Genomic DNA, 13762 nt, shown 5'->3' with positions numbered 1-13762 from the left:
GCTGCGGCTCTGGGTGGAACGGGGCGCGGTCGAGAGGGGCGCACTCGAGGGCGGCGACGTCGGCCCGCCTCGATAGGGGCTGGCGGGCATGGCCGCGCGAAGAAACCCGCCGGATCCGCGCGGGTCGCGGCGAGCATCCCGCAGCTCGCGTGGCACCAGATCCGCGCGGCGCCGGTGATCCTCGTGAGCGGCCCGGAAGACTTCCTCGCCGAGCGCGCCAGCCGTCAGTTGCGGGATGCCCTGCGCGAGCAGGACCCGAGCCTCGAGGTGCACGACCTGCGAGCCGACGCCTACGCTCCCGGCGAGCTCATCACCCTCGCGAGCCCGTCGCTCTTCGGCGAACCGCGGCTGATCCGCGTCGACGCGGCCGCGACCATGAACGACGCCTTCCTCGAGGAGGCCCTCGAGTACATCGCCGCGCCCGCCGACGAGGTCGTCGTGCTCATTCGCCACGGCGGGGGAGTGCGCGGCAAGAAGCTGCTCGACGCCATCCGGCAGGGCACGGGCGGCGGTATCGAGGTCGTGTGCGCCGCGCTCACGCGCGACAACGACCGCGCCGACTTCGCGGCCGCCGAGTTTCGGCACGCCGGCCGCCCGATCGCTCCCGGAGCGCTGCGTTCTCTCGTGAGCGCCTTCACCGACGACCTCGCCGAGCTCGCCGGCGCATGCCAGCAGCTGCTCGCCGACACCGACGGCGAGATCACCGAGCAGACGGTCGAGAAGTACTACGGCGGTCGCGTCGAGGTCAACGCGTTCGCCGTCGCCGATGCCGCCATCGCGGGCCGGCATGGCGAGGCTCTGGGGCTGCTGCGGCACGCGCTCGCGACCGGCGCCGACCCCGTGCCGATGGTCGCCGCCTTCGCGATGAAGCTGCGCACCATGGCGAAGGTCGGCGGCACACGCGGCTCGGGCGGCCAGGTGGCCTCGCAGCTCGGACTCGCGCCCTGGCAGGTCGATCGTGCTCGGCGCGACTTGCAGGGCTGGACGGAGGAGGGGCTCGGCCGCGCGATTCTCATGGCGGCCGAGACCGATGCCGCCGTCAAGGGCGCGGGGCGCGATCCGGTTTACGCGGTCGAGTCGCTCGTGCGCGTCGTGGCCGACCGCGGCCTCGAGCTGTAACGCGCCGTCGTTCGGCCCCGCACAGCACGACACCCCCGCCGGCGAACCGGCGAGGGCGTCGAGAAGTGCGGGGTGGGGCTAGAGCGCCGCGACCTTCTTCGAGATCGACGACTTGCGGTTCGCCGCCTGGTTCTCGTGGATGACGCCCTTGCTCACGGCCTTGTCGAGCTTCTTGGTCGCCGTCTTGAGGGCGGCCTCGGCGGCGGCCTTGTCGCCCGAGGCGACAGCCTCGTTGGTGCGACGGATGGCGGTCTTGAGCTCGCTCTTGACGGCCTTGTTGCGCTCCTGCGCCTTGAGGTTGGTCTTGATGCGCTTGATCTGCGACTTGATGTTTGCCACGTGGGTGCTTTCTTCGAGATGAACGGTGTGTTTGTGCGGCCGGGGTGGGGTGCCGGTGCGATGCGAGCATCGCGGCGAAATTCCCAGCCGCATTCCGTGTCGAAAGAGAGAGGGCTTTCTGACACGCAAGCCAACCGCTTACGTTACCAGGTGCTCTGCGCTGTCGGCCACTCGACTGTCTGCCAGCCGCCCAGCCTCATGGGAGAATGGCACCAAATGTCTCCTCGCGCCCTCACGCCGCTCGCCCCTGCCGCGACCGACCCGACGCTGATCCGCAACTTCTGCATCATCGCGCACATCGACCACGGCAAGTCGACCCTCGCCGACCGCATGCTCGGCATCACGGGTGTCGTCAGCGACCGCGATATGCGCGCGCAGTACCTCGACCGCATGGATATCGAGCGCGAGCGCGGCATCACGATCAAGAGCCAGGCGGTGCGCATGCCCTGGGCGCTTGCTCCCGCCGAGGGTGGCAAGCCCGTCACGTACGCGCTCAACATGATCGACACCCCTGGGCACGTCGACTTCACCTACGAGGTGAGCCGCTCGCTCGCCGCGTGCGAGGGCGCCATCCTGCTCGTCGATGCGGCGCAGGGCATCGAGGCCCAGACGCTGGCGAACCTCTACCTGGCGCTTGAGAATGATCTGACGATCATCCCGGTGCTCAACAAGATCGACCTGCCGGCGGCCGACCCCGACAAGTACGCGAAAGAGCTCGCGGGGCTCATCGGCGGCGACCCCGATCAGGTGCTGCGTGTGAGCGGCAAGACCGGCATGGGCGTCGAGGGGCTGCTCGACGAGGTTGTGCGGCAGATTCCTGCACCGACGGGCGACCCGAATGCCCCCGCCCGCGCAATGATCTTCGATTCGGTGTACGACTCGTACCGCGGCGTCGTCACCTATGTGCGCATGGTGGATGGCCGGCTGAGCCCGCGGGAACGCATCCAGATGATGTCAACGCGGGCAACGCATGAGCTGCTCGAAATCGGCGTCAGCGCGCCCGAGCCGACCCCCAGCAAGGGACTCGGCGTCGGCGAGGTCGGCTACTTGATCACGGGCGTGAAGGATGTGCGCCAGTCGAAGGTCGGCGACACCGTCACGAACGCGCAGAAGCCGGCGGCGACGGCGCTCGCGGGCTACACCGACCCGAAGCCCATGGTCTTCTCGGGGCTGTATCCGATCGACGGCAGCGACTACCCGGTGCTGCGCGAGGCGCTCGACAAGCTCAAGCTCTCGGACGCCTCGCTCAACTACGAGCCCGAGACCTCGGTCGCGCTGGGCTTCGGCTTCCGCTGCGGGTTCTTGGGGCTGCTGCACCTCGAGATCGTGACCGAGCGCCTCGAGCGCGAGTTCGGCCTCGACCTGATCTCGACGGCGCCGAGCGTGACCTACGAGGTGACGACCGACGACAAGAAGCAGTTCACGGTCACGAACCCGAGCGAGTTCCCGACCGGCGCGAAGATCGCCGCGGTGAGCGAGCCCATGGTGCGCGCGGCGATTCTGGCCCCGAAAGACTATGTCGGCACGATCATGGAGTTGTGCCAGAGCCGCCGCGGCTCGCTCATCGGCATGGACTACCTCGGTGAGGATCGCGTCGAGATCAAGTACACGATGCCCCTCGGTGAGATCGTGTTCGACTTCTTCGATCAGCTGAAGAGCAAGACGGCCGGCTACGCGAGCCTCGACTACGAGCCCGCGGGCGATCAGGAGGCCGACCTCGTCAAGGTCGACATTCTGCTGCAGGGCGAGGCGGTCGACGCGTTCAGCGCGATCGTGCACCGCGAGAAGGCGTACGCCTACGGCGTGCTCATGACGGAGCGCCTCAAGAAGCTCATCCCGCGCCAGCAGTTCGAGGTGCCGATTCAGGCCGCCATCGGGGCCCGCATCATCGCGCGCGAGTCGATCAGCGCGATGCGCAAAGACGTTCTGGCCAAGTGCTATGGCGGTGACATCACCCGCAAGCGCAAGCTGCTCGAGAAGCAGAAAGAGGGCAAGAAGCGCATGAAGATGGTGGGCCGCGTCGAGGTGCCGCAAGAGGCGTTCATCGCGGCGCTCTCGGGCGATGTCGAGACTAAAAAGGGGCAATGAAAACACCTCGTGCTGCCCTGTACGCGCGTATCTCCCAAGAGGACGCAAACATTCCGTCTGTCGAGAATCAGCTAGAGAACCTGCGGGCTCTCGCTGCCAAGCTTGGCGCTGAAATCGTTGCTGAGCACTCAGACAACGACATATCTGGCTACTCCGGAAAACAACGCCCCGGCTTTCGTGACCTGCTGCTGACCATCGAAGACGGACGCACAGACCTTGTGCTTGCAGTAGCTGTGGACCGACTCGCACGCAACGACGTGGAAAGCTTCGCAATCCGCCGCGCAAGCATCCAAGCCAAGGTCCGCTGGCACACCCTGGCCACCGGAGAAATCGACCCGACCACTGCAACCGGCGCATTCAACGCAGCTCTGTTCGCAGCCCTTGCAGAGCTGGAGTCCGGTCTGAAGGCTGAGCGCGCTCGACGCAGCGTCAACGACCGACTCAACCTGGGTCTGCCGCTCGTAGGCAACCGCGTCTTTGGCTTCGAGACCGACAGGCTCACGCTCCGCACAGACGAAGCTGAGCTAATCAGAACCGCCTACAGCCGCATGCTCGACGCACCCGACACCCTGTCACCGGAAGACCGTCAGCAGGCCCCCTGGACGCTCTACAAGGTTGCTCGGGACTGGAACGCACGCGGGCACAAAACGACGGACGCAGGCCGCTCCAGCAAGAAGCGGGGGACCGGTGGCCGGGAACGAGTCGAACATGACGGCATGTTCACCACAGAAGCAATCAAGCGCATCCTCACCAACCCCCGCATGGCTGGCATCCTCACGCACAAAGGTGAAGAGCTTGCCTCCGATGGACTCCCCGCAATCGTCAGCCGTGAACGGCTCGACGCAATGGAGGCATTCCTAGCGAACCCTGCCCGGAAGCAGAAGCCCGGACAGAAAGCCACCAACCTTCTCTCCGGTGTCATGCTCTGCCCCTGCGGGAACCCGCTGAGCGCGGGCTCTGTCGGTGCCAAGAGCACGGTCAAGGGGAAGGTCTACAAGTACAGCTACCACGTCTACCGGTGCCGCAAATCGAACACCCCCGGCAACACCAGCGGGCACGCTACGGTGCGCGTCACAGAGGCAGACGAATGGGTGACCAACGAAGCCCTGAAAGCCATTGCAGAAGAGCGCGTGACCGTATCCGGTGGCGGGTACGACCGGGAAAGAATCACCGCAATCTACGCAGCCCTGGGAGAGAAGTTCCGTCAGATTGAGCATGTTCAGGCACTGCTTGCAGACCCTGACTTAGTGGACGAGCAGACCGCTTTCAAAGCTCGGCTGAAGGTCTTGAAGGGGGAGCGGGAAGCGCTCGAAATCGAACGAGACCGACTCACCGCGCTCAGTGCTGAGGGTGGTGCGCTCTCTGAATTCCTGGCCTACATGCAGGGTCTGCCGAACTACGACGACATCGAAGCCTCCATTGCTGAGGGATCCACGGCTGAGCAGCGGGCTGCTTTCTGGAAGCCCGCTATTGGGTGGGCAAAGGGTTACGAAGCTTGGGAAGGAACTCCCGTTGAGAAGAGGCGGGAGATTCTCCGTGGCTCGTTCATCGTGAAGCTGTCAACGGGACGCGGGGCAATCGACACCCGCATTTCGGTCGAAGCTCGGTAGCTGGGAACGGAGAGGCCCCCGGTCAGTTTCAACCGGGGGCTTCCGTTCGCCGCTAGGCCGCTGTCAGCCTTTCGAGCTGCCAGCATGACCCTTCAATGGCGCGGGGCAGGGGCTCGAAACGGGACAGCTTGACCGACAGGTCAAGCAGCTCACCGTTCTCAGTGACCGCCCGGTAGACCCCGGTGAAAGGGGCAGGAGTGCCTTCAACCAACTTCATCTTTTTGCTCCGTTGCTCGAAGACGACTGGTGCTAAATCCAGGATGCCGCGCTAGTGTTGTCTGGTTCCGCCAAGAACGTGACCCCGCTAGACCGCACCCCGGTCAGCGGGGTCGTCTTGTTTTGCACCCGAACCGTGTGGCCCGAATCTCCTTCGAAATTCGAAGACAGCACCATTCTAGGCGGGGCCCCTGACGCAACTGAGCCTAGACAAATCGGTCTGCCCTTTGCCCACACGCGCTTGTTTCCGCCCATTTCCGCCCATTTAAGGGTGTGTAATCCGGTTCATCCACAAGGTTCAACCTAGTTATCCCCATATTTTCCACAGGGCGTTAGCATGGCGCGTTTCGATTGGCGTGGATATTGTGAGTTCATGGCGAAGAAGAAGATTGAAACCACCCTCATCACCGATGACTTCACTGGAGAGGAAATCTCTGGCGGAGCCGTAGAGGTCTCACTCAGCTACAAGGGGAAGACCTACAACCTCGACCTGTCTGAGAAGAGCGCAACGGCTCTTGATGACGCAATCACCCCGTTTATTGCGAACGCGGAACCTGAGCCCGCCAAAGGCACGACGGCGCCTATCCGCTCTGCCTCTGACTTGGATGCCGCAGCAGTGCGGGAATGGGCACGAATCAACAACATCCCTGCCAATCCACGCGGAAGACTTTCCAAATCTCTCACGAACGCCTACAGAATGGCTCCAGAGAACCGTTAACCAGCAATGCAAAGACCCCCGGACCTAGGTAAGTAGGCCGGGGGTCTTCTCTTTGCATTGGACAACTAGCCTGCTTCGTCGTTTTTGGGCACAGGCACTGAAGCGACCAGCGCAAGGTGGTTGCCTACTGGACGCTTCACCATGAAGGTGGCTGGCTTACGACCCTCCCGCTCGCTCGAGACCTCCAGCACTCCAGCTTCTACCGCCTCCTCAATATCAAGACGCGCACTTTCTTCACTAAGACCTGTTTCGTCACGGTATTCAGCCCGAGTCATCACACCGGAAAGCTTCTCCCGCACACGACGCACACGCTTAGAAAGTCCTTCACCGGCAACCTGACGCATCACCGCATTCTCTGAAACCTCATTCAAGTAGAGACCTCTGATGGTCTCCGTGCGGGCGGAACGGTTCTTGCCCGCGTGGTCTTCCTCAGTGGAGACCGCTAGCCACTCCTGCTTTGAACCGCTGGTAGGACTGAAGCTCTTGTCTCGGTACATAGTGAGCACAACGTCCGCTCTACCATCGAGCGCTCCCGAGCCTCTGGCAATTGGAGCATCTGTGTCCTGGTCACTCCTACGCGGGTGGTGAATGAACCAAGTGGTGGCCTCAGCACGAATCGCAACAGCCGCCTCCAACGTCATGCTGTTCAAGGCAGCGTCATTCTCGTCAGTCCCACCGCTCGTGTTGGCGAACGTGTCAAAGATGATGAGACCCACCTCTTCAGCGTTGGCCTTCTCACGCAGAAGCTCAAGAGACGTCTCGTTATTCAGATTCGCTCCGCGTACCGGAATGACCCACTTCTTCAGCTCTTCGAAGTCCTCCCCGTGAGCTTCACACCACGCCTTCAGACGGTCAACGTAGCCGTTGAATCCCTCACCGATGACCACCATGGTTTTGGTCTGCTTGGTCTCTTTACCCAGCCAGCGCATCCCGAAAGCCATGGAGCAAATAGCGTCAATGTAGAGGAACGTCTTTCCAATGTTGCGCTTGGCAATGAGGAAGACCATGCCCTGTTCAGGCACGAGGTCCTCAATGAGGAAGGTCTGAGAAGCAGCTTCCATCTCTTCCCAGCTCGGGAATTCGGTACCGGTGAAATTCTCGGAAGCAAGCCGACGCTTAGCCTTCTGTTGAGCCTTGAGCTTTATGTAGTAGTCGTTAGCCAACTCGTCAGTCATGGCCTCAACAACCTCAGGAGAGTCAGGCTCACCAGTTCCCCCGAATTTGCGCACGGCTCCAGCTAGAGACCGGTCAAAGTCATCCGCATACTCAGGCGTATTGAACTCACCCTGAAGCCAACGGGCACGCAACAGGTCCAAAGCCCCAGCTACTCCACCCTTCCCCTCAGCAGCGAGACGCACCAACTCAGCCTGACGCTGAATCATCTCGTCATGACCGAACTCTCCCCTAGGGAATCGAACCTTGGCAGCACTGACCTCGTATGAAGTGACGGGACGCAGAGTCCTAACCCAGTCGGCAATAGAGCCGTGGAAGGGAGACTCAGACATCGAGCTTGACGGCACGCACAACCACTCTGGAGCTGGAGCCAGCTCGTCTAGTGATGTCGGCACCGAGTCACCCCAGGCAATGAAGTAAGAACGTCCCGCTCGACGGTCCACGTCCGTCAACACCTCACCAGTAGAGATGACCACAGGAGCCGCAGGACCCAACTCCACATCGTGAGGGTGACGGTAAACGTGATGCTCACCGCCTGAGCTGGTCTTGTAGCTGAAAGTGTCGGGCAACTCAGACAGGTCCGCCTCAACCAGGCTGTTCCATCCGTCCTTGCCCTTTTCAGCGTTCATGTCGATATCGAGGACACAGACGGTGCTGTCAGCTACGACGCCCACTAGAGCGTCAGGCTGTGCCGCCCACCAAGCCCGGATGCCTTCCGGGTTCGTGATGGCATCCGTCAGACCCCGAGTCAGATACGGAGTCTTTCGCTCGAAGAGCTTGTCTCCGCTCCACGAGTCCTTCTCTCGGACAGGGTGTACCCGCAATCCGAGTGCAGCCCAAGCAAGGGCTTTGTCTACTCCCTGGAGGTGCTCTCCAGGGCTATCTAGTCGGTCCGACATTTGTTTCTCCAACGAGTAAACCCCCCTGAACGTGTGACCTTGCAAGCCACGTTCAGAGGGGAACTTTTGATAATCAATAATGATTGCAAGGTCATCTGAAGTCAATTATGACATATTACTGAGAAGTGCTCTCTTTGTAGCATATTATTGGTTTTGTCCATGTTTGACGGCCTCAACCCCAACGAATCTCAACCCCAATTGGGCTTGAACGAAAAGTGGGGTTTAGATGGGCCGAAAACCCGCATAACTACGCGGAATCTCAAGCTCAATCCCAATTCCCCAATAACTTATAGTCTCATAAGAGACGGGAAAACTAAGGGTTGTGCTGAGATAAATAGCCCCGAAACTGGGGAAGGTTCCCAGTGCATGAAGCCCGGCGCAGCCAAAAAGAATGCGAGCTGTAAGCCAGTCGGATGAATCGAAACGATGTGGCTACGCTTGCTAGCTCTCTGGCCGGATCGAAGGAATAGCGCGCTTAGTCGGGCAAATTCTCAAGACGAAGAAGGACCCCCACGCAACCATCATTCCACCCAGTCAAGACCACTATTCGAACAGAGACTGACGTCTGACAGTCCGCCCCATAATGCAAACCCAGCAAGCCCGCGGGTTTCCAGGGGACACGTTGAGCTCCGAAAAGTGATTCGATTTTTGGACCCCCTGAGCAGCACTACGAGGCCAGACAGTCGATCGTGAAATTCCGGCCGGCATCTATCGGGACATGGAAACATTTGGGGGTCTTTTTCCATGTACAGAAATGGGCTCTCAGCCGTCAAGTGGTCCTAGAGGTCAAAGTCCGAATCAGGTGGCCAATGTACGAAAGACAGGTGTCGCTGTTAAAATTGACCCCTTAACCATTGAAGCGAGGTCTAGTTTTGAGCGACCAGAAATACACAGCCCTTCTTCTCGTGATCGATCGATCCGGGTCCATGGCACCGATCGCTGAAGCGATGAGTGACGCAGTCTCGAAGCTACTGAGGGAACAAGCACACCTTCCCGGGCTGAGCACTGTAGACGTGGTGCTGTTTGACCATGAAGCAAAGCGCACACATCATCTGGCAGATCCGGCGCAGGTGCAGCTCAAGCTTGAGCCGCGAGGAGGCACCGCGCTGTTCGATACCCTCGGCGCAGCACTATTTGACTTCCATCGGCATCTTCAGTCGCAGCCTGAGCATGCGCGGCCGGCTGTCGTTCAGGTCGTGATCGTCACTGACGGGCAGGATACTTCCAGCTCCGAGTACACCGCGAGTGCGATTCGCCAGATCGTTCGAGCTCGCGAGGCGGATGGTTGGCAGTTCACGTTCCTCGGCGGTGAGATCGACGCAGAAAACGCCGCCGAGCAGGTCGGCATCTCACGCTCGGACGCAATTCGATTCGAGCGCAACCACGAGTCGGTGCGTCTCTCCATGCAGCGATCGAGTCAACGAATGGCGCAAGGTCGCTCCCCGAGGGCAGACAATTCGGGGGCTTCGAGTACAGGGAGGTAACGCTCAAACTGGTCCTGACGAGGGGAAGCCTGAGTAGCCGATCTGTCTGTCGAGCCTGAACTTGGACCTGGAAGTTGTGTCGCCGCGCACTGCCAGGCAGGCGCGCTCGACCCGTCCGTGAAAATTCGACCCCACCGACCCGATCAAAGTCGGGTGTGTGCTTCGCTGATGATTCGCTCGGCCGTCTCCGAGGGGCCAAGTTGTGCCGTGTCAAACCACCATGCGGAGTCGCGAAAGTTATCGAGCATCTCCGCTTCGAGTGCTTCATAGCCATCGAACTCCCACCGTTGATCGTTCGCGCGAGTGGCGTTCCTGGCTCGACAAACTTCGATTCCAGGCGAGAGAACAATCAGCAGGACGTCACAGGCCAGCGATGAGGTAAGGGCGTCAAACTCGGCGCGATCCGGAAGCACAGTCTCAATTACAGCCGTGAATCCCGCCTCGGTCGCGTTCCTGGCGAGCGCTGCCAAGTTCCTGTTGATCAACTCGATTTGGGCCAAAGCTTCGTGACGAGGCGAGCCGAGCGCCCACACTCGACCACCCACGATCATGGCCGCAACAGCGTCACCGCTGAGCATCATCGACCTCGGCAGGCCCATGGCAACAAGTTCGGCGACCGTCGACTTACCGGCGCCAGGCATGCCCGTGATCACGATACATACCGGCCCCAACTCAGCCAGAGACTTGCTTGCCATTAGTCGAGTATGGCGCGTCAGGTTTGTTGACCGCGATGCCCACTGAGGTTCTCTTCATTCCACGCCCGCTACAGCAGGACGAGGCCAATTACGCGCGTGAACCCGACCAGGCCGCCGCCGCGACCGCAGGGAGGCTGCCGGACTTCGACCACACACCTCACCCTCGCGAAGCCGCAGAGGGTGGCTGCGAAGTCAAGTCGCCCCGTACTCGAGTTCGCCCATCGACACCGGACCGTCAAATCGGCATCGTCGGCCGATGATGCCCCCATACGCTACGCGCTACGCGACCAGCCCATCTTCGAGTGTGGGCTGCCATACGACCGCGGGCCGAAGCACTGTCGTTCGGCCGATGGTGGTACCGAAAGGGAACTTCTCGTCGTAAGACATGAAGTAGTTCACGTTTCGTCGCAGTGCGGTTGCTAGATGAACTGCGTCGCTTGATCGGAGTTTGTAGTCCCAGGCGAGCTGCTGCGCTTCACGAGCCGTTATGAGATCAAGTTCGACCCACTCGGTGTCGACAAGGTCGAGGTAGTCCGCTATCAGCGCGTTGGCTCGTTCAATGCCCGGGCGTTCAGAACTGTCGGCGAGGTACCCGTGACCGCCTACTTCGACCATCAGAAGCCGCGAAGCCACGAGGCGGATGTCCTTACGCTTGGCCGCCTCGAGGACAGCGGCGCAAATGTCAGCATGCTCCTGGTTGAGCAACACGTGCAGGAAAACGTCGGCATCGGCGTATACGCGCGGAGTGTTATCAACGGCCACGTTGCCACTCCAAGTACTCCGCAACGCTCATGCCCGACGGATTCGGGAGCGCACCTCGAAGGGCCTCTACGTCAACGCTGCTCGGCAGCTGTTGCAGTTCGAGCGAATCCGCCTCTATGCGGATGATCTGCCCACTGACGTTCCGCTTCAGAATTCCTGCGACGAGAACTTTGCTGTTGAACAGATGCAAGTAAACCTCGGGGTCAATCTTGTCGACCATGCATGTGACCGGTGGCCCGTAGCCCGTCACAAGCCCGATACGCGTCCTGGCGGTGCGGGCACTGATCACGTCGAGTTTGCCCACAACGGAGCCATACGCCAGGGACGCTTGCGCGACGGCAAGTTTGGCGTTGTTGTCAACACGCTCATCGATTCGAGTAGAAGTGTTGTCGTGGTCGAGTTCGGCGACCTCGATCGTCTGAATGCCGGAAGCATGTCGATGTGTCAGCGCACCAACCTCCGCCATTCGCTTGACGGTGCGCTCGCTGAAGTCGTCGGGGATCTTCGGTGAGGTATGCAGGCTCGTGATCCCGGCGAGTAACGCGCGACCCGGACGGTAAAGGTCTTCCGTGGAGCGATGCGCTCCCTGCAAATCAGGCCTTAGCTGGATCGTCGGTCCGCTTTCGTACCAATCGGTCCGCTCAACGAACCAAGCGACTCGAGACTTCGGGTCCGGCTCCACGACACGATCGAGCTCTTCCAGACTCAGGGTGATCTCGTTGACGGCAGACGTGTAGGCGCGAGGTGCCAACGCGCCTCGCGTGACGCCTAAACGCAGTTCCAGCACGCCGGGCATGGGCACAGCTTAGCCACCCTCAATTCTCGAAGGCTGCCCCAATTTGGGGCCACAATGCTCACAGCCATGCGAAGCGCTGGATGATCGTGAATCCCTTGTGATCCGTATCGTTGCGGCGATCATGCGCCGCGCCCCATCACGGCCATCCACCCCACGACCCGCACCTCCCCAAGTGCCACCGAGGGCAGAGGCTTGACCGGCGGCGTCGTTCTCGGGATGCAGTGCGTCGTCACTACCCTTCAAAGCATCTGGCGAGCATTTGAGCTCGTCTGTCCACGCTGACTGACCCTCGTTGTGCAACAATTCCGCCGTGTCGGTTGACGTCGTGCCCTACTCCGTGGATTGGCCCGCCCAGTTCGGGGCCGTTGCAAACGAACTGCAACGAGCCCTCGAAGCGGTTCCCTTTTTGTCGATCGAACACGTGGGCTCCACAGCTGTACCCGGGCTAGCGGCAAAGCCCGTCCTCGACATCGATATCGTCGTGGAGCGGCAACACGTTGGCCTGGCGATCGCAGCACTCGCTCAAGCCGGCTACGTGCACCGTGGCGACCTGGGCATTACAGATCGAGAAGCAATGGATGCGCCCGACAGCCAACCGCGTCGAAACGTCTATATCTGCGTGGAGGGAACACTGCATCTCCGGAACCACTTGGCAGTCCGGGAAGTGCTCCGCCAGCGATCCGATCTGCGCGACAGGTACGGCGCGGTGAAAACAGCGTTGTCCCGCGTCCCCGATATGGACATCACGACCTATATCGCCGGGAAGTCGGGGGTGCTACAAGACGTGCTCGCACTGTCTGATCTGACCGAGAACGAGAAGGCGCTGATCCTTCAGTTGAACACTCAACCCTGAGTGGTCGTGCTCCGCGGCCCAAGTTCTCGAACAAAGGCGTTGCGAGGGCAGTGATCGAACCAGTGAGGAACCAGACACAACGATGCGCGTGCTCGCCCTTGCAAGGCCAGAGCCTTCCAGCGTGTGACGTGCGCTCGAGCCCGGGGTTCCGCGAACCTACTACTCTCTCGCAGGGTCGTCGCAGTCAAATTGAGAAGCCGCCATCGCTCTTTAGCAGTTGCCCTGTCACCCAGCCGCCTTCGTCGGAGAGCAGGAATCGGACGAGGTTGGCGGTGTCGGCCGGGCTGCCAAGGCGGCCCGTGGGCTGCCGATCCGTCAAGGCAGCACGGATGTCGTCTGTCATCCAGCCCGTGTCGATCGGGCCCGGATTGATGAGATTGGCAGTGATTCCCTGTGAACCGAGCTCTCCGGCAGCCGCGAGAATAATGCGGTCCAAAGCACCTTTGCTCGCGCCGTAGGGAACGTTGTGAACCACGGCATCGCTTGTGAGAGCGACAATGCGCCCCCACTCTTGCCCGAGTTCTGCGAAAGCTTTGATGAGCAACCATGCTGCGCGAGAGTTGACGGCGAAGTGTCTATCAAAGCTTTCCAGACTGGTATCGAGGATTGATGAGTCCACGCTGTGGGAGTGGGAGAGGACGAGGGCGTCTAGACCGTCGAGGGCTCGGGCGGCGCGGGCAACAACTTCCGCCGGTGCCGCCGGGTCGCTGAGGTCCGCTTCAATGCGCACGACGAGTGCGCCCGCTCTAGTCAGGCTCGCTTCGAGCTCGTCGACGTCGCTCGCGCCGCCACCGAAGTCCGCTCCGAGGTCATACGGCGACCAGGTGGTGAGAGCAAGATTCCAACCGTCGTCGGCGAGCGTCTTCGCGATTCCATGGGCGATGCTCGACGCTCGCCCCGCACCGGTAAGTAGTGCCGATTTTCGACGGGTCACTCCAGAATGCTAGCGACACAGGCAAACAGGCCGATGTGGTCTTTGTGATGGCAGGAACAACTACGTCGAGGAGCTG

At 61.2% G+C, this 13762-nt stretch carries 12 protein-coding genes; 6 read left to right on the top strand and 6 right to left on the bottom strand.

The window, feature by feature from the left end; genetic code table 11:
- Positions 1-72: 72 nt before the first annotated feature.
- Entirely contained in the window at positions 73-1119 is a 1047-nt protein-coding gene (gene holA, locus NNL39_RS12985; protein ID WP_407665176.1) for a DNA polymerase III subunit delta, read from the top strand.
- A 78-nt stretch (positions 1120-1197) separates the two neighbouring features.
- Here holA and rpsT read toward each other — a convergent pair whose 3' ends face one another.
- On the bottom strand, positions 1198-1458 hold the full coding sequence (gene rpsT / locus NNL39_RS12980; RefSeq protein ID WP_255159687.1) for a 30S ribosomal protein S20: 261 nt from the start codon (positions 1456-1458) through the stop codon (positions 1198-1200).
- Positions 1459-1674: 216 nt separating this feature from the next.
- Between rpsT and lepA the strand changes: the two genes are divergently transcribed.
- The 3 genes from lepA (at position 1675) to NNL39_RS12965 (ending at position 6090) form a co-directional block, all read left to right on the top strand.
- On the top strand, positions 1675-3546 hold the full coding sequence (gene lepA, locus NNL39_RS12975) for a translation elongation factor 4 (RefSeq protein ID WP_255159686.1): 1872 nt from the start codon (positions 1675-1677) through the stop codon (positions 3544-3546).
- Positions 3543-5156: a recombinase family protein gene (locus NNL39_RS12970; RefSeq protein WP_255159685.1), complete on the top strand. Its 1614-nt coding sequence runs from the start codon at positions 3543-3545 to the stop codon at positions 5154-5156. Before lepA ends, NNL39_RS12970 begins: the two co-directional genes overlap by 4 nt.
- A gap of 589 nt (positions 5157-5745) precedes the next feature.
- Entirely contained in the window at positions 5746-6090 is a 345-nt protein-coding gene (locus NNL39_RS12965; protein WP_255159684.1) for a histone-like nucleoid-structuring protein Lsr2, read from the top strand.
- A 65-nt stretch (positions 6091-6155) separates the two neighbouring features.
- Here NNL39_RS12965 and NNL39_RS12960 read toward each other — a convergent pair whose 3' ends face one another.
- Entirely contained in the window at positions 6156-8162 is a 2007-nt protein-coding gene (locus NNL39_RS12960; protein WP_255159688.1) for an AAA family ATPase, read from the bottom strand.
- 872 nt (positions 8163-9034) lie between these two features.
- Between NNL39_RS12960 and NNL39_RS12955 the strand changes: the two genes are divergently transcribed.
- Positions 9035-9646 carry a vWA domain-containing protein gene (locus NNL39_RS12955; protein ID WP_255159683.1) on the top strand — a complete coding sequence of 204 codons (612 nt, stop codon included), beginning with the start codon at positions 9035-9037 and terminating at the stop codon, positions 9644-9646.
- A gap of 143 nt (positions 9647-9789) precedes the next feature.
- Here NNL39_RS12955 and NNL39_RS12950 read toward each other — a convergent pair whose 3' ends face one another.
- The 3 genes from NNL39_RS12950 to NNL39_RS12940 form a co-directional block, all read right to left on the bottom strand.
- A complete protein-coding gene (locus tag NNL39_RS12950) occupies positions 9790-10341 on the bottom strand; it encodes an AAA family ATPase (RefSeq protein WP_255159682.1) in 552 nt (183 codons plus the stop codon).
- 279 nt (positions 10342-10620) lie between these two features.
- Entirely contained in the window at positions 10621-11103 is a 483-nt protein-coding gene (locus tag NNL39_RS12945) for a type II toxin-antitoxin system VapC family toxin (protein WP_255159681.1), read from the bottom strand.
- A complete protein-coding gene (locus tag NNL39_RS12940) occupies positions 11093-11899 on the bottom strand; it encodes a hypothetical protein (protein WP_255159680.1) in 807 nt (268 codons plus the stop codon). Before NNL39_RS12940 ends, NNL39_RS12945 begins: the two co-directional genes overlap by 11 nt.
- Before the next feature lie 310 nt (positions 11900-12209).
- On the opposite strand from NNL39_RS12940, the gene NNL39_RS12935 reads away from it, so the two are divergent.
- Positions 12210-12752, top strand: a complete 543-nt coding sequence (locus tag NNL39_RS12935) for a GrpB family protein (RefSeq protein WP_255159679.1) — start codon at positions 12210-12212, stop codon at positions 12750-12752.
- 184 nt (positions 12753-12936) lie between these two features.
- Here the strand turns inward: NNL39_RS12935 and NNL39_RS12930 are convergent, their stop codons facing one another.
- Positions 12937-13686, bottom strand: a complete 750-nt coding sequence (locus tag NNL39_RS12930) for an SDR family oxidoreductase (RefSeq protein ID WP_255159678.1) — start codon at positions 13684-13686, stop codon at positions 12937-12939.
- Positions 13687-13762 lie beyond the last annotated feature (76 nt).

The organism is Microcella humidisoli (assembly GCF_024362325.1).
GTDB lineage: Bacteria > Actinomycetota > Actinomycetes > Actinomycetales > Microbacteriaceae > Microcella > Microcella humidisoli.
The sequence above is the reverse complement of the archived record's forward strand: the minus strand, read 5'-3'. Positions and strand labels throughout refer to the sequence as shown.